Consider the following 19344-nt stretch of genomic DNA (forward strand, 5'->3'; position numbering starts at 1 on the left):
TGCTAACACGAGCTCGTCTTCTCCATCAATAGCGGAGAAAGGCCCGCCGCCTTGCTTCAAATGCCTGTGTCTCCGCGGACCAGTCTGCCACGACCTTCTTCCATGCATCGCCACCACGCAGGGCCTTCACGCTGGCGGCACGATTGAGGAGGGTGTCCACCAGTGCGAGCTTGAACTCTTTTGGATACAGCCGTTGCAAGGTGCTGGCGATGGCGATGCCTACATCGACTGAATTCAAGGCGGAGCGATCTGTGATCGATACGCGCACGCCGCCACAGGCTTCGCCTTTGAAGATGCTGGCTGTGGGCGTGAAGCGAATGGGGGTGAACTGCACGCCTGCCAGGCCGAGCTTGTTCAGCTCATAGGACAGCCGCAGGTCATCCACATAGGGTGCGCCGAGGACTTCGAAGGGGGTGTCGGTGCCGCGCCCGACAGTGATGCTGAACTCGAGGAGGCCGATGCCTGGATAGAGCAAGGCGGCATTCAATGAGCGCATGTTGGGTGAGGGATTGATCCAGGGGAGGCCGGTGTGATCGAAGCGCATGTGGCGCTGCCAGCCTTCGACTGGGATCACTTTTAAATCACAGCCGATGCTGCGCTCGGCGTTCATCATGGCCGCGAGTTCGCCGGCGGTCATGCCGTGGCGGAGCGGGATGGCATGCGTGGCGGTGGGTTTTTCGGCATCAATGACGGCGGGGCCTTCGACCTGGAGGCCGCCGATGGGATTGACGCGATCGAGCACGTAGAAAGTCTTCTTTGCCTTGGCAGCAGCTTCCATGCACAGACGCATGGTGCCGATGTAGGTGTAGAAGCGGCAGCCGATGTCCTGGATGTCGAAGACCAGGGCGTCCAGGTCTGCGAGTTGTTCCTGCGTGGGGGCGCGCTGCTCGCCGAACAAGCTGAGCACTGGGAGGCCGGATTTCTTGTCGGTGGAGTTGCTGATTTTTTCCTGATCGAGTTCACCGCGAATGCCGTGTTCGGGGCTGAAGAGTTTTTTCAGCTTCACGCCGGGGGCATGGGCCAGAAGATCGATGGTGCTGTGGCGCTGGGAATCGATGCCGGTTTGATTGGTGATGAGGCCGATGCGGAGGCCGTGCAAGTCGGCGAACTTGCGCCGGGCGAGTACGTCGATGCCGTTCAACACGGTGGGTACTTCGGTTTCGGCGCGTGGCCATGGGGGGGCGCTGGTGGGTATGAGTTTAACGTAGCTTGCTGCTGCGGTGCCGATCTCTTCGTACAAATCACGCACGCTGCCTTTGCCATTGGAGTGGAGGCGTGAGCTCATGAAGATGACGAAGGTCTTTGATGCGGGCTCGATCCACAGGCTGGTGCCGGTGAATCCGGTGTGGCCAAAGGAACCGATGGGAAACACTTTGCCACGGGGCCTGCTGAAGGTGGAATCGATGTCCCAGCCGAGGCCGCGGCGTTCGAAGACTGTGGCGATGGTCTGCGGTGCCGTCATGAGTTTGACGGTCTCCGGTTTCAGTATGCCGGCGCCGCCCGCGAGAATCATGCGCGCATACTTTGCCAAATCGCCGGCGGTGGTGAAGAGGCCTGCATGGCCGGTGACGCCGCCCATCTTGCGCGAAGTGGGGTCATGCACCACGCCGCGAAGCATGACGCCGGTTTCATCTTTCTCGGTGGGTGCGATGCGTGGCCGCCAATCTTCCGGCGGCAGGAAGCGCGTGGAGTCCATGTGCAAAGGCGCGAACACGTGCTTTGCGGCGAACTCATTCAAGCCCATGCCGCTGACGCGCCGAACGATCTCGCCGAGCAGGATAAAATTGATGTCGGAGTAGCGGAAGAAGCGATCGGGCGGGCCTTCAAGCTCTGATGCGATGGCAAGTGTGATGCCGGTCGTATAACCCGTCCATTCGGGCTCCTTGGGAAGGCCGGCCTTCAAGCCGGAGGTGTGGGTGAGAAGATGGCGCACGGTGATGCCGCTGCGAAATTCTGGGAGGTAGCGCCGCGCCTCGGCCTCCAGATCGATCTTTCCCTGCTCGATGAGGATCAGCACGCTGGGCAGCGTGGCCACCACCTTGGTCAGGGATGCGGCGTCAAAGACGGTGTCCTCGGTCATGGGCTCCTTCGCGGGGACAAGCGCGCGCTGGCCTTCGACCCTTGTCATCTTTTTGTCTCCGCTCTCGAACCAGAGAACGGCCCCTGGCGGATTGCCTTTGGCCACGGCTTTGCTGACCACGGCACGCAGTGAGTCGAACTCATCCGCGTGCGCGAAGGAGCAGAGAAGAAGAAAAGTGAGCGAGCGCAGCATGAAGAAATTCATCCTGCCAGAAACGCCACGGGGCTGCCTATTTCTTTTTCTTCTTCACCGCAGGTTTGCCTGCCTTCGGGCTTTCGAAGATGGGGGCGATGGTGCCTTTCTCCCATTCGGCGATGGCGGAGACGAGCTCTTTCACCACCTCGGGCTTTTCAGCGGCGAGATTTTTGGATTCGCTGATGTCGGTGGCGAGATCGTAGAGTTCGGGCTCTGCTTTGCCGAGGCGCACGAGTTTCATACTGCCGCGACGTATGGCGTTGTTGCCGCCGGGACCGCCGGTGCGCCAGAAGAGGGTGTCATGTGGGGCGCTGGTTTTTTCACCGCTGAGGAAGGGCAGCAGATTGACGCCATCCAGATCCTTCGGGGTCAACTCAGCCGAGTCTGCGGCGGCGAGTGAGGTGGGCAGGAAATCGAGGGAGATGACGGGCTGGTCGTATTTGCCCGGCTTGATTTTGGCGGGCCAGCTCACGAGGAAGGGGACGCGCATGCCGCCTTCGTAGACCATGCCCTTTGCGCCGCGCAGCGGGGAGTTATTGGTGAAGTTGCTGCCGCTCTTTGCCTGCAGATTGGGGCCGCCGTTGTCGCTGACGAAGTAGATCAGTGTGTTCTCGCGCTGCTTGGTGGCGTCAAGCTTGTCCAACACGCTGCCCACGGCTTCGTCCATGGCACACACCATGGCGGCGTAGGTCTGGCGGCTTTTGTCTGTGATCTGGGAAAACTTGTCCAGCCACTTCTGCGGAGCCTGGAGTGGTGTGTGGGGGGCGTTGAAAGCCAGGTAGAGCATCCATGGTTTGGCTTCAGCGGCGTGACGTTCGACAAATGATGCGGCTTCATCGCCGAATTGCTCGGTGAGGTACTTGGTCTGGGCTTCATCCTTGCCGTTGCGGTTCAGCGGGATGTTGTATTCCGCGCCGCCGCCGGTGCCCGGGAAGTACATGTGCCCGCCGCCGAGAGCGCCGAAGTATTCGTCAAAGCCGCGCTTGTTGGGGTGAAACTGCGGATGCGCGCCGAGATGCCATTTGCCTACGGCACCTGTGGTGTAGCCTGCTTTTTGCATGAGCTGCGGATAGGTTGTTTCTGTCAGCGGCAGGCCCGCCACGGTGTCCTGCGGCAGCCAGGCGGGATTGTTTTCATGCCCGAAGCGCTGCTGGTAGCGGCCCGTCATGATGCCCGCCCGGGTGGGACTGCAAAACGGATGCGACACGTAGCCGTTGGTGCAGACGAGACTTTGTGCGGCCAGCTTGTCGAGGTTTGGGGTGGGGATCTCCTTGGAGCCTTGGAAGCCGACGTCATTGTAGCCAAGATCGTCTGCGACGATGAGGAGCACGTTCGGTTTGGCGGCGAAGGCGGATGCGGTGAGCAGCATGGAGGCGAGGACAAGGAGCGGTCGCATAGTGAGGCGCGGTAAACGAGGGTTTGCGGTCCTTGTTTCACTTCCGGCTTGCATCGCACCAGGAAATCCGGCATGCCCATGGCATGAAGCCCAGCCTGCTCCTCCTTCCTCTCCTTTTGACCCAGTGTGGTGATGAGCCCAAGAAACCTGCGTCTGCGGCGAAGCCCGTGGCGGAAAAGCCTGCGGCAGCTCCTGCTGCCCCGGCTCCGGCCAAGGATGCGCCGAAGAAGGTGTATTGGACGCAGGAGATGATGCACACGGAGATCAAGTTTCACAATCCGGGGTATGCGGGGAACGGGCAGTTTAACATCGAAGGCGGGAACGTGGTGGCGCTGAGCCTGCGGGGGGCGAAGATTGAGAACGTGAAGTTTCTCGAACACATCGAACCGCTGGCGCTGGACCTGAGCGAGACGCCGATCACCGATTTGAGGCCGATGCAGGGCAAGAAGCTGGTGGAGCTTTATCTTGAAGACACGAAGGTGCGGGACCTCTCGCCGATCCGTGGCATGCCGCTGGAAAAACTCTATCTGAGCCGCACGCCGGTGGAAAATCTGGCGGCGCTGGAAAACATGCCGCTGGTGGAGCTGAATGCAGTGGGCTGCCCGATTGGTGACATCTCGGGCATAGACAAATGTCCTATCCAGATGCTGTGGCTGACGGACTGCCCGGTGGCGGACATCAGCGCGCTGAAAACGGTGCCGCTGGTGAGCGTGACGCTGCACCGCACCAAGGTGAAGGATCTCTCTCCGCTGAGCGGCACGGGCTTGCAGAGGCTGCACATTGCTGAGACGCCGGTGACGGATTTGACGCCGCTGAAGGGCATGAAGCTCACGCGTCTTGTTTTTACTCCGGCGAACATCACGGCGGGTATTGAGGTGGCGAAATCGTTGCCGTTGCAGGAGATCGGGACGCGATTTGATGACGGCGGGAAGGACCTGATGCCGCCGGCCAGTTTCTGGCCCGCGTATGATGCGGCGGTGAAGAGTGGCGGAAAATGACCAAAATTTATCTTTCCCCCCCGCCTTCCTCCTGACAGAATCCGGGCGAATTCCATGAAAGAGTTTGCTTACATCCATGACGAGAAAAACAGCCCGTCGCCTTTGCGCGCGGTGCCTGCTCTCGCCAGTTTTAGCGATGACCAGCTTGATGATGTGTTGAATTCCAGCAGCTTGCTGCAATGCGAGCCGGGCGATCACATCATCAAGGAGGGAAGCATCGACTCCCGCATCTACGTCCTGCTCAGCGGTGAGCTTGAGGTGCGGGTCGGCACCAAGAAAGTGGCTGCCATCACCCGTATTGGGGAAGTTTTCGGCGAGCTGGCGCTCGTGAACCATGACAAGCGTCTCGCGTCCGTCATCGCGTCCACGAAGGCGGTGTGCCTCGCGGTGGATCAGAAATTCCTGCAGGACATCCATCCGCGCGAGGAAGACCCGGATTTCCATGCGGCGCTTTATGAATTCGTCGCGCGTCTTGTTGTGCGCAAGCTGGAGGCCACTTCGCGCCGTCTGGCAGAGGTCGAGAAGGAACTGCGCGAGCTGAAGGAAGCCAAGGCTGGCGCGAAGCCAGCTGCGGCCAAACCGGCGACTGCGCCGAAGCTTAAGCGACCGGTGAAACGTGCGCCTGCCAAGGTGGTGAGGAAACCGGCGCGGGTGAGGTAGTCCGTCGGATCAGTCCGCTCCGCCGCCAATCGTGATGCGTTTGGCGGGGATCGGGGATTCGATGATGCCGAGTTCGGTTTCCTGTTTCAGCCGGAGCTGACCGCAGGCGGCGGCGATGTCGTGGCCCTTTTCACGGCGGAGGGTGGCGGTGACGCCAGCATTCGTGAGCACTGCGAGGAAGGCATCCTGGCTGGCTTCGCTGGGGCGCACCCAGTCCAGGCCATCGACGGTGTTGTAGGGGATCAGATTGACCTTGGCATTGGCGCTGCGGGCACGTTTGGCCAGGGCGTGGGCCTGCTGGAGGCTGTCGTTCACGTCGGCGATGAGGATGAACTCGAAGGTGAGGAACTGCTTCCGCTTCTGGTTCCAGTAGTCGAGCGCTTCAAAGAGCTCGCCGAGATTGTGCTTGCGGTTCACGGGCATGATTTTCTCACGCACTTCATCGGTGGCGCCGTGGAGCGAGATGGCGAGGCGGATCTGCAGGGGGAAATCGGCGAGTTTTTTGATCTGGGGGGCGAGGCCGCTGGTGCTGACGGTCATGTGGCGTGCGCCGATGCCGATGCCCCATTCGGCGTTCAAGATCTCGATGGCCTTGGTGACGTTCGAGTAATTGGCGAGGGGCTCTCCCATGCCCATGAAGACGAGATTGTCCACGCGTTCTCCGGCATAGGCTTCCACCTGCACGATCTGCTCGACGATTTCCGCAGCGGTCAGATTGCGGGCGAAACCGGCGAGGCCGCTGGCGCAGAATTTGCAGTCGTAGGCACAGCCGACCTGGCTGGAGACGCAGAGGGTGCGGCGATCCGAACTGCCGCCGTAGAGGGCGGGATTGGCCGGGATGAGCACGGTTTCGACGTAGCGGCCGTCGTGGAGCTTGAGGAGGAATTTGCGCGTGGTGTCGCTGGAGCCGGCAACTTTGGCGATGGTCATCGTGCGCGTGACGAAGCGGGTGGCGAGGGCTTCGCGGGTGGCTTTGGGGAGATTGGTCATCTCCTCGAAGGTGGCGGCGCGTTTGGCGAAGACCCACTCGACGAGCTGTTTGGCACGGAAAGCGGGCTGGCCCAGCTCTGCGAACACGGCAGCGATCTCCTCCGGCTTCATGCCGAGGAGTCCCTGGGGTGCGGGGGGGGTGATCATACGTGCAACAGTGGCGATGAAATGAGCATTTGAAATTCGAGATTTGGGTTTGATGCTGCTGCCATGGGAATTCCCGGCCTCATCATGCTGCTCGTCATGGTCGTCCTTGTCGGCGCGGGCATCGGCATTGGTTTGTTTGCCTGCGCGATTGCAGCGGGGCTGGCGGTGCTGGGGGTGGTGTCCAGTTCGGTGGCGCTGGGTTTCTTTACGAAGCGGCCTGCCACGGCGGTGCGGGCGCTGCTGCTGCAATGCGGGATTCTGGCGGGCATTCCCGCCGGAGCTGTCACTGCCTGGGTGGGGCGGTCAGTGCTGGAGCACGTGGACGAGAGCTGGATGATCGCCGTGTATGGCGGGATCGGCGGGGCGTTTGCAGGCGCGATGCTGGCGCTGCTGCTGGACTTTATTTTCCGCCGCACGCATGCGTGGGTGGAGCAGCGGATGAAGCCGAAGACTCTGGTGGGTTAGGGCTGCTTTTCCTGCTCGCGGAACTGCGTGGGGGTGAGCTTGGTCATTTTCTTGAAGTCCTTGGAGAAGAAGAACTGATCGTGGTAGCCGACCTGGCGGGCGATTTCTTTGACGGGATCGTCGGATTCAATGAGGCGGCGCTTGGCCTGATTGATGCGCTCACGCCGGAGCCAGTCGATGGGGCTGGTGCCGATGGCCGATTTGAACTGGCGGCTGAAGTGGCTTTCGCTCATGCCGCTGAGCTGGGCGAGCTCGATCACGCGCATGGGCAGATGGAAGTAGAGGCGCATGCGCTCCAGCGCCTTGGAGACGGCGGAGGGGAGCTCGGGCTGCACGAGGCCCGGCTCCGAGAGGCGCACGTGGAATGCGAGGCCGATGATGGAGGCGACGGCGGCGCTGGCGAGTGCGGCATCGCTGGGGCGGGTGCCGCTCATGTACTGGAAGGCGCGCTCAAACTCCTGCTTCACTGCCTGCTCATTGATGCCTTCGAGAACGGGCTGCGAGCGCACTTGGAGGAGTTCGGCGATGCGGTCCAGGGATCTGCCTTCGATGCGCATCCAGTAGAGCTCCCACGGATCTTTTTTTGCGGCACCGTAGATGTGCGGGTGATGGCAGTTCACCCATAGCAGCGCACCGGGTCCGACGGCATGCCGTTTGCCTGCGATCTGAACCCAGCCGCAGCCTCTGAGGCAGAGGATCAGCTCATGACCGGGGTAGGTTTCACGCTCGATGCGGTGCTCGAAACCCGCCTTCAAATGGCCCGCACGCACCACGGAATAAAACAAATCACGCTGCCAGTCAGCGGGTGTGGCGTAAAGATTCGTCATGAAGACGGTTTCCTGGAACAGCGCAGCCATGGCCGGATAATACATTCAGCAGCACGCGGGTGTCGAGCATTGAATTGCGTCCGGAACCCCACGGAGGGGGAAAATCCTTTTGCAGCAGAGGGTGCAAAGCGGCATACTTAATCCCCCGCTGCGCACTTAATTACCCCCGCGCACGCACTTACCCACACACCATGCCCACTTACGATTACGAATGCCAGACGTGCGGCCACAAGTTTGAGGCCAAACAGTCGATGAAGGATCCGCATCTCACGGACTGCCCGAAAGAGGGCTGCCCAGGTCCGGTGAAGCGCCTGATTGGACTGGGCTCAGGTTTCATCTTCAAAGGCAACGGCTTTTACATCACGGACTACCGCAGTGATTCGTACAAAGCGGCGGCGAAGAAGGATTCTGAAAGCGCCTCAGCCTCCACGAGTTCGACACCGGCTCCGGCTGCCACTCCGCCGGCACCTGCCAAGACCTAGGGCGCCTAGACCCAAGCCTGCATTTACCCCCCACCCCTGCCGCCGTGATTCGCCACCTGTTTCAGACTTTGCGGCTGCTTGGGATCAGCCTGCTGGCCGGAGCCACCTGGGTGGCTTACCGACCGGCCGATCTGCCCAATGTCGCCGCGCCAAGCAATGCCAAGACGGATGACCTGCTGGACAGCCTGCGCCAGACGACGATCAAACGTGCAGCGGTGGTGGAGATCAGCGAGGCTGAAATCAACCGGCATCTGGCCACGACGCTGTCAGGGAAAATCCCGAGCATGCTTGGCAGCTGGGTCAGTTTTGAAGGCGCACGAATTGATCTGGAACCTGACAGAGCCCGCTTGTTCGTCATCTGGAAGCTCAAGGGCTACACCCACACGGCGAGTGTTGATCTGGCCATCAGTCGTGACGATAAAAACTTTCGCGTGGATGTGCTGCGTGGTGCTTACGGCCATCTGCAAATGCCACGTGGCATGATGCGGCCGCTCTACCCGTCCCTCGAGGCGCTGGCTGAGGCGCTGGACCCGGAAATTCGAGCCTTGTTTCAAATGACTCAGATCACCATCGCCAAGGACAAGCTCGTGCTCGATCCCCGTTTCCCTCCCGCATGAACCGCCGTTTTTCAACCGCCCTTGCGAGCGTGCTCTCGTATGCCTGCGCCACACTGCTTGCGGTGGGGCAGACCGCCGCGCCGCCAGTCCCAGCGCTCACGAAGGAGCAAAAGGAAGCTGCGGCTGCCATTGAGGCACCGAAGACTGCTGTGCCCCCGGCCCCGCCTCAGCCAGGCCAGTTGCAGAATGGAGTTCCTGCCAAACCTGCGGCGGAGACACCCGCAGCTCCGGCGGCATCTGATAATTCCGCCAGCAAAATGCAGGTGCTGGAAGCCGTCACCCAGCAGCCTGCGGTCAAAGAAGTGCCGCGCGTGGGAACTCCTGCGGACAAGCTCCCGGTCACCAGTTCCACCAGCACGAGCCGGCAGTTCATCGTGCATGGGAAAGTGTTTGAGACTCGCAGCGCGATGTCCACGCGCTGTGAGGAAGTTTCCCAGGAAGTGCGCAAGGTGCTCAATGACAAGGAGCCGTGGGTGCTGCCGATCGTCGTGCTGCTGAACACGGGTGAGGAGGCGGCGAAATCAAAAGGACCGCCCATCAGCACCACCATTTCCGAGCTTAGCTTCGGCGGCTTTCACCTGCAGGTGACGATCAATGAAGGGCCTGGTCTCAAAGCGGAGGATCTGCGCAAGGAGCTGGTGCGTGCGCTGCTGGCCGAGCGCATCCTGCGCAATCATCAGAAGATCGAGACGCCGAAAGAACGGCTGCTGCTGCCTGACTGGATCATGACCGGCGTGCTGCACGCGCTGGACTTCCGTGCCAGCCCAACGCCCAGCGCGATGTTTGCGACGCTGTTCCGCAGCGGCAAGATCTATGGCATCGAGGAGATCATCGAAGCCTCTCCGGTGGAGATGGACAACCTGTCCCGCACGATTTACGAGACCTCCTGCTGTGCCCTGGTGCTGGCGCTCGTGGATCAGCCCAGCGGACCCCAGAGCCTGAACAAGTTTCTCAATTCCCTGGCGAGCGACCCGCGCTCCGAACGTGAACTGCTCAGTGCCGCCTTTCCAAACTTTGCCGCCTCGGCCTCAAGTCTGAACAAGTGGTGGTCATTGCAGCTTGCCGCGCTGGCTAATCCCGGTGTCGGCGAACCCCTCACTGCGTCTGAGAGTCTCAAGGCCATCGAGGAAGCGATCACCATTCACTACGAAGCACTTCCCTCCGCCGTCCCGAAGAATGTGAAGCTGCACCCGTTTGTCATCCCGGCACCGTTGGCAGTCATCCCATCTAGCGAATCCCATCCGGAACCCCACACGGCTGCGGCGCCGGCCAAGCCCAAGACCAAAGAAGCCACCGCCGAAGCCAAGGACGAGCCGGGTGAAGAAGATCCCAAAGCGAAACGCAGTCTCCTCCGGCGCATGCTTTTCCTGGGAGATGCCAAAGAAAAAGAAGGCGAAGCCAAGGATGGTGACAAACCGGCCAAGACCTCCGAGGACAAAGAACAGCCGACTGAGGAAGAAAAGAAACCTGGGTTCATGGGCCGCCTCTTTGGTGCGGGCAGTGACGATAAGAAGACGCAGGATGAGCCAAGCGTGAAGGAGACCACAGCCAAGGTGGCTGCCAAGCCGGCTGAAACTCCTGCCTCAGACGAAAAAGAGAAGAAGGCGGAAGAGGAAAAGAAGCCCGGATTCATGGGGCGTCTCTTCGGTGCGGGCAGTGACGAGAAAAAGGTGCAGGATGAGCCGAGCGTCAAAGAGAGCACAGCCAAGGTCGCTGCGAAGCCGGCTGAATCTCCTGCTGCTGTCGAAAAGGAGACGAAGGCAGAAGAGGAGAAGAAGCCTGGCTTCATGGGGCGTCTCTTCGGTGCAGGCGGTGGCGAAAAGAAGCCTGAGGACAAACCCGCGCCTGCAGAGAAAAAGACGGCCGAAAAAGAGAAGGCTGCAGCCATCGAAAAACCGAAGACACCTGTCAAAAAAGAACCGGAAGCCAAGGAAGAGCCCAAAGAGGAGAAGAAGCCCACCAAGCTCAATCCCATGAACTGGTTTCGTGGCGGCAAGAAAACTGAGGAGAAGAAAGAGGAGACACCCGCCAAGGAGAAGGAGGCATTTCTCACACCGCCTGACACTTTCGATGTCGCACGACTGATCTCGCCCCTGATGGCGGATGCGTGGCAGATGCTCGCACCTGCCGCTGCGCGTCCGACTGCGGAGCCGCTGTTTGATTTCCGCAAACGCAAGCCCAAGGCCGAAGAAGCCCCCAAAGAGGAAGCGCCTGCCCCGAAAACGGAGGATGACAGACCGCCCGTCAAGAAAAGCAGCAAGCCGCGCACGACCAATCCCAATTCTAAACCGGCCTCCAAATCATCTGCCAATCCTGCGGACAAACCGCAGACCAGCAATCCAAACGCCAGACCCCTGCCGCCCGAACAGATGAAAGTCGTGGCCGCAGCCACTGCAGCCAACGCTGACGCCTCGACCACCCTGGTGCCGGTGAGTTTGCCGCTGGAAGAGTACCAGCACATTCTGAAGCACCCGGACCGCGCCAAGATACTGGCCTACAACACCGCCTCACTGCGTGCCTTGGAGCTGCGTGTCAGCATCCTGTTCCGTCCTGTGATCCGAGGCTATCTGGTGGCAGTGCATGACATTGAAGCCGGGAGAACCAAGGACATGGACAAGCGCCTGGCCGCGCTGCATGAATTTGCGCTCGTCGCGTATCAGAAGTCCATCGCTGTGCGCGACTACCTTGACTGGTTTGAAGCCAGTGAAAGCGGTCGTTTGTCAGGCAAGTTTGACGACTTCCTGAATCTGCCCGACACCATCAAGAAAGAACTCCCGCCGCGCACCGATCCGATCTCGAAGTATCTGGATGCGATCGACAAGGAGTTTACGAAGTAGGTCAATTCAGACTCACATCTTCAGGCATGCCGGCCATGACTTGGTAGACCGGACCCATGTCCTTGAGGATGGCGGACCACATCTGGGTCGGTTTTTCGACGGTGAGCACCAGCGGACGTGCGGTGGTGGTGATCCAGGAACGGACTTCGAGCTCGCTTTCGAGCTGGCCGCCGCTCCAGCCGGAGTAGCCGACGAAGCCGCGCACGTCATGGCCGAGGCTGAGCGCATGCAGGGCGTCAGTCACTGACAGGTGTGTCTGGCAGCGCAGGGTGCGGCGGCGCTTGTTCCAGTGCAGCGCGGCAAAGGCGAGCTTGTCGGTGGAAACCGGGCCGCCCATGAAGACGGGAACCTCACCGAGCGGGCCTAGATCCTGATCTGGCAGGAGATCAGCGACGCATTGCTCCAGCGGCCGGTTCAGGATGTAGCCAAAGGCCCCGTCCTTCGCGTTGTGCGCCGCCATGAAGACCACGGAGCGGGCAAAGTTGGAGTCGCGCATGGCCGGTGAGGCGAGCAGGAGGCTTCCGCTGAGGGAAGACGATGATTCGTTGGTGTGTTCCGAATTCATATCGATGTCTGACGCAATAACTACGCCAGTCACTCAATTGCCATCAAAAAAAACGCGCGCTGAATTTTAAGTTCAGCGCGCGTCTGTTGAGATCAGAGCATCCGGATGCTTACGCAGCGGCTACTTCGAAACCCTTGCGGTAGGTTTTCGTGAGCAGCTTGTCAGCCTCGGGGGCGTTGGTGAATTTCAGATTGGCGGCGTCCCATTCCAGCACCTTGTTTGCCTCCTCCATGCGGCCCGTGATGGGGTCGATCTTCGGAATGGCGAGGCGTGTGGCCACGTTGCCAAGCTGAACGGTTTCCGCGAGCGGGCCGGCGTAGTGGAAACCATCGCTGGTCTTTTTGCTGGCGAGGCAGGCATCCACCCAGGTGTGCCAGTGGCTGCGGCCTTCCTCCTTGGGATATTTGAAGCCGGTGAACTTGTCGAGCGGGTAGAGGCGCGGGCCGGCCACGTGGGCGAGCACCATGGTGCCGCCTTCGCCGATGAAGATGGAACCGCTGGCGGGAAGATCCACGTCTCCGGGCATCTGCGCGAGCTTGTGGCTGGGTTTCAGACCGCCATCCATCCAGGTGAGCTTCATCGTCTTGCCAGCGGTGTATTCGGTGCCGGGGAAGACGTAGTTGATGGTCTCGTGCGTGGGCCAGATCTGGTTGTTGATGCCGCTGTTTTTGGCGTGGACACTGATGGGCGCTGTGAGATCGAGCGCGGTGAAGACGGGGTCCATGATGTGGCAGCCGAAGTCGCCGAGGCCGCCGCCGCCGAAGTCCTGCCAGTCGCGCCAGATGAAGGGATGGTAGGCGGGTGCGTAGTCACGCATCGGAGCCGCGCCGATCCAGAGGTCCCAGTTCAAATTGGCCGGTGCCTGAGCGGGGGGCGGCGGCTGGAACATGCGGGTGCGCTCATTGCCCGTGACGCCGACCCATGAGTAGACTTCTTTGATTTTGCCGATTGCGCCTTCCTTGATGAGGCGTGTGCCCATGCGGTACTCAATGGAGGAGTGGATCTGATTGCCCATCTGGGTGGTGAGATTCTTCTTCTCTGCCCACAGCTTCATCTGACGTGCCTCCCAGACGGTGTGAGCGAGGGGCTTCTGGCAATAGATATGCTTGCCCTTCTGCATGGCAGCCACGGCCACAGGGGCATGCATGTGATCGGGGATGCCCACGGTGACGGCATCGAAGCCATCGCCCAGGGTGCTGAACATTTCGCGATAGTCGGAGAAATGCTTCACGCCGGGGAACTCGGCGTCCGCCTTGTCGAAGCGATTGGCATCCACATCGCAGAAGCCGACGAATTTTACGGCGGCATGAGAGCCCACATTGTGAAGATCGCTGTAACCCATGCCATTGACGCCGACGCAGGCGACCTGGAGCTTGCTGTTGAGGTTCTGCCCACGGACGAAGGCCGGAAAGGCGACAGCGGCTGAGGCGAGCGTGGAGTTTTTGAGGAAGGAGCGGCGAGAGGTGGGCATGATCTTCGATGGATTGGAGTCACTCCAACGTACGCTGCCACGCCTGATTCTTTGTCTCCAAAGACAAAGAACGGCAGTTTAGTATCATGAGCCGTTGGAAAAGAATCTGGATCAGAGCACTCAAGCTTTCATCCGACCCTTCTCCGCCACCTCAGCGTTTCTTCGCACGCTGAAAACGGCTCTGGCGCTCGGCATCAGTGATGGGTTCGGGTTTTGTTTCCGACGCCACTGAAGTGGTTTGGGGCGCTTCAGGCTGCGGCGTTTGCTGCAGGCGCTGCTGATGCTGCACGGTCTCGCGGGTGGGTTTGACGACTTTGGGCCGCTGCCGGGCCTCGGCACGGGCCCATTGGGGCAGCTTCCAACCGGTGCGTGTGACGAAGGCTTCGAACAGCAGGAGGAGCAGCGTGGTGATGAGCAGATATAGACCGAGATCGGTGAAGCGGGGAATGGTGGGGCTGCGCCAGGCCTGGCTCATTTCCAGCAGCTCACGACCGCCGCTGGTTTGGGACACGCGGCGCAGTTCCTCCACGCGTGACTCATCGAAGGCCCACTCGGTGCTGGTGCCGACAATGGCGGGACCGAAGCTGATGGCCTGACCACCTACCTGAACGGCGCCGCGCACCATTTCACCTTCGGGGAGTTCGGTGCTGGTCTGGAAATGGCCGGGGGCGACACGCTCCCAAGCGAGCTCATGCGAGCCTTCGGCGCGCAGGCCATGTGCGAGCACGACACGCGGCGCTTTGGTGCGCAGTTTGGGCTCCCATTCCTCGTCGTAGAGCAGATCCAAAGTGAGGGTATTGCCATCAATGCGGTGCCGCACGCCGATGCCGGGCGGCACGGTTTCGCCCATGAGCCAGCGCACCTGCGTTTGCAGAAAATCGCCGTATTTGGGCCAGTCGCGCACACGCTGGGAGTGCTCGCCGCCGAGGGGAAAGCTGACGGCGGCCGTGCGGCCGGTGCCACGCGGACCGAAGGCGACGAGCGGTGCGGCGTATTCATCCTGCGTGATGAGCGCCTGGCTGGCCCATTCACGCAGGTAGCTGAGGTTGAAGCCATCCACCTCCTTGGGCCAATCGAACGTCTGGCTGCTGATCTCAAACCAGCCGCCTGCCGCCTTGGTGCCGACGGGTTCCATGATGAAGGCGCTGCGTGCCACGGCGACGGTTTCCTGGCTGAAGATGCTCGGCAGCTCCTCCGCTTTGTCGGTGTAAAAGATGCGGCCTTTGCCGCGCTTGGCGATGTCATCGAGCAGCCAGGCGTCCACATCCTTGCGGGTGCCGAGGGCGATGACACTGACGGTGCCGCCGTTCTTGGTGATGTCATCGATCAAGATCTGGTAATCGTCCGGCTGCTCGGAGTCGGCGGCGTCTGAGAAGAGAATGATGTGGCGCTGGCCGACGGGCGCGGATTTGAGCTGATCCCATGCGGCTTTGAGGCCGTTGTAAACATAGATGCCCCCGCCGGTGCTTTCGATGCGGCGCACGGCGCTCTCCATTTTTTCGCGGTTGGGACCCACCTGCTGGAGCGGCACCATTTCATGGGCCTCGCTGTCCACGGCATAGACGGCGAGCAGATCCTGCGGACCGAGGAAGCGGATGGCATTCGCTGCGCCTTCGTCGGCGAGCTGCATTTTGGTGAAGCCGTTCTGCACGGTCATGCCCATGGAGCCGCTGCGGTCCATGACGATGGCCATGGCCACCATGAGCTTGCGGTGCTCCTGCTTCATTTCGAGGGATACCGGCAGCAGTGGATCGAGTGGAGATTCAAAGTAGCCGCCGGCTGCAAAGCTCTGCTTGCCGCCGGCCATGAGGACACTGCCGCCCTGCTCGCGCACATAAAAATCCATGGCCGGGAGAAACTCGGAGGGCAGTTCGAATGCAGGGACGTTGTTGAAGATGACGCACTTCACTCCAGCCAGCTGGCCGGGACGCAGTGAGCGCAACTCTGTGACGGTCTCGACGGTGAAGCCCTGCCGCTGCAGGGTGGCTGCGACAGGATCGGCGGTGTACTTGGTGAGCAGCAGAACGCGAGGACCGCCGGCGATCTCGATCATGGCCTCATGGCGATTGTTGCCCGAATGCGCGTCTTTGCCGGGCTGGATGATGGCCTCGTAATGCGCCACACCGGCAGCGGGCAGGCGGTCGGTGAAACGAATCATGCCGCTGCCGAGCTTCACAGCCACTTCGCTCGTTTTGAGTTCACGCCCGTTGCGCAGCAGTGTGAGGGGGACCTTGCCATCGGTGGTGCCACGCAGTTCGATTTCGATCAGAAAGGGTTCGCCCAACTGCGCGCGCGCAGGGAGCTTCATGCCAGAGACGCGGTAGTCGGTGGTCTCGATTTCACGGGCGAGACGGTAGTCCAGCTCCACGCCCTGCTGCGTGAGTTTGGAGGCGAGGCCTGTGAGGGGCTCGGTGGAATAACCGTCGGTGATGGCGAGGATGCGCGCCGGCCTACCGCGGCCTTCACGTTGGGCAAAAGCGAGCGCCTGAGTCACGGCCTGAGCGGTGCGGGTTTGTGTTTGATTGCGTGCGTACATCTCCGCGCCTTCAGCGCCGCGCTTCATCACCTCCGCCGCATAGTTGAGGTAAAAGATGCGGTCTTCGCGGCCCCGGCTTTTTTCGAGCAGCTTCTCCCATTCCTGCATGCCCTTGGCCATCGGCTGCTCGGCTGAGGTGGAGGAGTCCAGCAGGACCCAGAGATCCACGCCGTCTGCGAGACGTCTCCATTGCGGCTGTGCCAAGGTCAGCGTGATCAAAGCGACGAGCAGCAGCCGCACCGGCCGCATGAGCATGAGGCGTGGCAGGAGCCAGCCTGCGAGCAGCAGCACGGGCAGAAGCGCGAACCATTCTGGGTGGCGGAACATCATAATGTCGGGGCCTCATTTTGAATGGCCGCAAAAAACTCAAAATGGCACAAAAAAGAGGGACAGGAGAGATTTCCGTACATGGTCCCATTTTGCGGCTTCTGCGTTTTTTTGCGGCCAATGAACGGGTGTTTCATGGCCGTGCCACCTCCTGAGCTTCGCGTCTGGAATTCGTGAACCACCAACTGCCCAACAGCAGGAGCAGCAGGATGAGGAGCCACAACCGCCAGTTGGGATCGGCCTCGTGCAGGGTTTCGATCTGCACGGCTTTGATCTTGTCGAGTTCGTTGAACGGCTTTGCCTGGGTGAGGTCGGCTTCGCGTGTATCTGCAAAGTGTGCGGCCGCAGTGAGGAGCAGCGTTTCACCCTGACGCACGGTGAAGTGGCCGGGTCGTGCGGGGGCGCGCAGGAGACGGGCCTGTGCGAGGGGGATTTCCTGTTCTCCGAGTTTCAATGGCCCGGCTTCGGCATCCTGACGATGCGCGACGACGAGGTGCTGACGCACATCGAAATTGGCGGCTTCGGGAGCGAGTTTGTCCGTGCGCAATTCTTCGAGAAAGCGATGCAGCAGCACGGCGAAGGCGGGGAGTTTACGGGCGTTGGAGGTTTCCAGGTCAAACAGGCAGATCAGCTGGCGTCCGCCTGCGGGCATCATGCGCAGGACGATGAGCGGGCGCTCGCCCTGCCAGAGGAGGACGCGATCCTGCGACTGCCGAGGCATGGTTTTCGATTCGCGCACCAGCAGGCCCTGCCAGTTCAGTCCTTCCACGAGCGCATGGGGTTCGGCGACGATGCTGCCTTTGAGGTAGGGAGCGGTTTCGTCTGCCGGTGCTTGAAAAAAGCAGCCATGCCGCTGCTCAGGCAGTGCGAAGCTTGGTGTCATCACGGCGGCGACGAGATCTGACTCACCGGGCACAGCGACCATGCGCAGGTGTGCGTAGCGGCTGAACAACTCAGCGAGCAGCGGCACTTTGCCTTCAAGCGGACAGAGTGAGAGCACCTTGGGCTGCGGACGCACGAGGGGGAGGTCGTTGTCGAGTGAGAGCGCGTCGTCGCTGAGGTGCAGCGCGATCTGCTGGATCTCACCTGTGGGGAAAGGACCCGAGAGCGTCTGGGTTTCTCCGGGGCCGAGCTTGACGGGTTTCCATGGAGATTCCGCAGCACCGGCCTGCGCACGCCACTGCCGCTCCTGCGCGGTGCGGCTGTAATTTTTCACCAGCGCATGCCACACCCACTGGCCGTCTTTTTCTTCCACGGTGACGCCGGCCCAGCCGACGTTGTCGGTTTCCTGCCCGACGGATACCACTTGCGCGCCAAAGAGCGGTGGCACTGGCAGAGGGTGATCGGTGACGAGCACCACGACGCCCTGCTGCCCGACGAGTCCGCGCGCGACGCGCAAGGCGGGTGTGAAATCATGCACGCCGAGCAGGGGCTCCCAATGATCCAGCGCCTGCCGCAGTTCACCGGCCAGTGTGCCGTGATAAAGGCTAGGTGCTTCGGCATCCGAAGAAAGCAGCGTGAGCTCCGCGCGTGCGAGCGGCCCTTCGAGCAGGCCGAGAACATCATCCACTGCTTTGACAGCGGGCTCGCGAAATGCCTGCATGCTTGCAGAGGAGTCCATCACGATGACGATGCGCTGCACGGCATCGTGTTTGAGCCAGCGGGGCTGAACCAGCAGCCAGGTGAGCAGCAGCACCATGAGCAATTGCAGCCAGAACGGGATGGAGGTGCGCAGGCGCTCAAAGCGGCTGCCGGTGCGGCTCTCGCGCTTCATCTGCTGCAGCAGGAAGAGCGTGGTGGCTGGAACACGACGGTTGCGCCGCTGGAGGAAATGAATGGCGATGACGGTCGGAATGCCGAGCAGCGCCCACAGGCCCCAGGTGTTGGCGAGCGTGAGATTCATGCGGTTTCCACAGCTCCACTGGAAAGGCCTTCGAGTTGCAACGCCTTTTGAAAATCAGCCTCTGCTGACACACGAGCCAGCGCGATGCCGTGTTTCTGGGCGGCGGCTTTCCAAAGTTCAAAATGGCGGCGGTAGGCTGATTCGTAGCGTTGCAGCAGCGCGGCTTCGACCCGGTGCTCATGCGGCAGGCCGGTCTCGGGGTCGATGAATTCGTAGTTCCCATCCCAGCCGGGATCGGCCTCCTCCTGCGCCTGCGGGGCGAAGACGATGCCGCGACCGCTGCGCGTGCTGAGGCAGGCGAGCATGGCTTCCGGTTCGGTGGCAAAGAGCAGGTCGCTGATGAAGACGCGCATGGCCCCGGCACGCAGGGGGAGACGATTGAGCGCGGGAGTTTCCTGCGTGGGGATCAAGGCGCTGACACGTGCGTGCCACTGGCCGCTGAGAATGACCTCGGGCTCCAGCAATTGGTGCTGTGATCCGGCGACGGCGTAGCAGCGCAGGGTGGCGCCGGACTGCAGTGCGGACTCGACGGTGTAGGCAAACAATTCCAGCGCGCGCTGCTCCTTGGCGGCAAAGGCAAACATGGAGGCCGAGACATCGAGGATCACATCGACAAGCGGGCGCACCTCCTCGCGATAGAGCTTCATCGAGTAGGTGCCGGTGCGGGCGTAGGCCTGCCAGTTGATCTGGCGTGGATCGTCACCGGGCAGGTAGAGGCGATGGTCCTGGAAGTCGAGGCTGCCGCCGGTGCCGCTGCCGAGAAACTCACCCGCATGGCCACGCCAGCGCTGCTGACGGAAGGGCAGCTTCAGCACGCGCGCCCAGCCACGTGCGCGGACGTGCAGCGT

15 protein-coding genes are annotated in these 19344 nt (G+C 61.3%); 6 read left to right on the forward strand and 9 right to left on the reverse strand.

Features of this window, described 5'->3' with window-relative positions; translation table 11 throughout:
- Nucleotides 1–25 precede the first annotated feature (25 nt).
- Together AC24GY_RS23200 and AC24GY_RS23205 are read right to left on the reverse strand one after the other, a co-directional pair.
- Nucleotides 26–2272 (reverse strand): exo-beta-N-acetylmuramidase NamZ domain-containing protein, encoded by a 2247-nt coding sequence (locus AC24GY_RS23200; RefSeq protein WP_487687737.1) that lies wholly within the window; start codon nt 2270–2272, stop codon nt 26–28.
- 37 nt (nt 2273–2309) lie between these two features.
- Nucleotides 2310–3671, reverse strand: a complete 1362-nt coding sequence (locus AC24GY_RS23205; RefSeq protein ID WP_487687739.1) for a sulfatase — start codon at nt 3669–3671, stop codon at nt 2310–2312.
- Between the two features lie 83 nt (nt 3672–3754).
- On the opposite strand from AC24GY_RS23205, the gene AC24GY_RS23210 reads away from it, so the two are divergent.
- Nucleotides 3755–4669, forward strand: coding sequence for a leucine-rich repeat domain-containing protein (locus AC24GY_RS23210; RefSeq protein WP_487687742.1), 915 nt, complete (start codon nt 3755–3757; stop codon nt 4667–4669).
- A 54-nt stretch (nt 4670–4723) separates the two neighbouring features.
- Nucleotides 4724–5329 (forward strand): cyclic nucleotide-binding domain-containing protein, encoded by a 606-nt coding sequence (locus AC24GY_RS23215; protein WP_487687744.1) that lies wholly within the window; start codon nt 4724–4726, stop codon nt 5327–5329.
- A gap of 9 nt (nt 5330–5338) precedes the next feature.
- Here AC24GY_RS23215 and rlmN read toward each other — a convergent pair whose 3' ends face one another.
- Entirely contained in the window at nt 5339–6466 is a 1128-nt protein-coding gene (gene rlmN, locus AC24GY_RS23220; protein WP_487687747.1) for a dual-specificity RNA methyltransferase RlmN, read from the reverse strand.
- 63 nt (nt 6467–6529) lie between these two features.
- On the opposite strand from rlmN, the gene AC24GY_RS23225 reads away from it, so the two are divergent.
- Nucleotides 6530–6931 (forward strand): hypothetical protein, encoded by a 402-nt coding sequence (locus AC24GY_RS23225; RefSeq protein ID WP_487687750.1) that lies wholly within the window; start codon nt 6530–6532, stop codon nt 6929–6931.
- On the opposite strand, the gene AC24GY_RS23230 is transcribed toward AC24GY_RS23225, so the two are convergent.
- A complete protein-coding gene (locus AC24GY_RS23230; protein ID WP_487687752.1) occupies nt 6928–7788 on the reverse strand; it encodes a helix-turn-helix transcriptional regulator in 861 nt (286 codons plus the stop codon). The two genes, AC24GY_RS23225 and AC24GY_RS23230, sit on opposite strands and share 4 nt — an antisense overlap.
- A gap of 161 nt (nt 7789–7949) precedes the next feature.
- Here AC24GY_RS23230 and AC24GY_RS23235 point away from each other — a divergent pair, with 161 nt between their 5' ends.
- The 3 genes from AC24GY_RS23235 to AC24GY_RS23245 are packed head-to-tail and all read left to right on the forward strand — an operon-like array spanning nt 7950 to nt 11694.
- Nucleotides 7950–8240, forward strand: coding sequence for an FmdB family zinc ribbon protein (locus tag AC24GY_RS23235; protein ID WP_422318841.1), 291 nt, complete (start codon nt 7950–7952; stop codon nt 8238–8240).
- A gap of 44 nt (nt 8241–8284) precedes the next feature.
- Nucleotides 8285–8857 carry a hypothetical protein gene (locus AC24GY_RS23240; RefSeq protein ID WP_487687755.1) on the forward strand — a complete coding sequence of 191 codons (573 nt, stop codon included), beginning with the start codon at nt 8285–8287 and terminating at the stop codon, nt 8855–8857.
- Nucleotides 8854–11694, forward strand: coding sequence for a hypothetical protein (locus AC24GY_RS23245; RefSeq protein ID WP_487687757.1), 2841 nt, complete (start codon nt 8854–8856; stop codon nt 11692–11694). Before AC24GY_RS23240 ends, AC24GY_RS23245 begins: the two co-directional genes overlap by 4 nt.
- A gap of 1 nt (nt 11695) precedes the next feature.
- Here AC24GY_RS23245 and AC24GY_RS23250 read toward each other — a convergent pair whose 3' ends face one another.
- From AC24GY_RS23250 to AC24GY_RS23270, 5 genes are all read right to left on the reverse strand, one after another.
- A complete protein-coding gene (locus AC24GY_RS23250; protein ID WP_461527618.1) occupies nt 11696–12259 on the reverse strand; it encodes a YqgE/AlgH family protein in 564 nt (187 codons plus the stop codon).
- Nucleotides 12260–12368: 109 nt separating this feature from the next.
- Complete coding sequence (locus tag AC24GY_RS23255) at nt 12369–13730, reverse strand: Gfo/Idh/MocA family protein (protein WP_487687759.1); 1362 nt, start codon at nt 13728–13730, stop codon at nt 12369–12371.
- Between the two features lie 151 nt (nt 13731–13881).
- Nucleotides 13882–16596 carry a VWA domain-containing protein gene (locus tag AC24GY_RS23260; RefSeq protein ID WP_487687762.1) on the reverse strand — a complete coding sequence of 905 codons (2715 nt, stop codon included), beginning with the start codon at nt 16594–16596 and terminating at the stop codon, nt 13882–13884.
- 130 nt (nt 16597–16726) lie between these two features.
- The gene (locus tag AC24GY_RS23265; RefSeq protein ID WP_487687764.1) at nt 16727–18496 is read right to left on the reverse strand and encodes a BatA domain-containing protein; all 1770 of its coding nucleotides are present in this window, start codon (nt 18494–18496) and stop codon (nt 16727–16729) included.
- Complete coding sequence (locus AC24GY_RS23270) at nt 18493–19206, reverse strand: DUF58 domain-containing protein (protein ID WP_487687932.1); 714 nt, start codon at nt 19204–19206, stop codon at nt 18493–18495. Before AC24GY_RS23270 ends, AC24GY_RS23265 begins: the two co-directional genes overlap by 4 nt.
- Nucleotides 19207–19344 lie beyond the last annotated feature (138 nt).

The sequence above is a fragment of the Prosthecobacter sp. Pr1 genome, assembly GCF_057652315.1.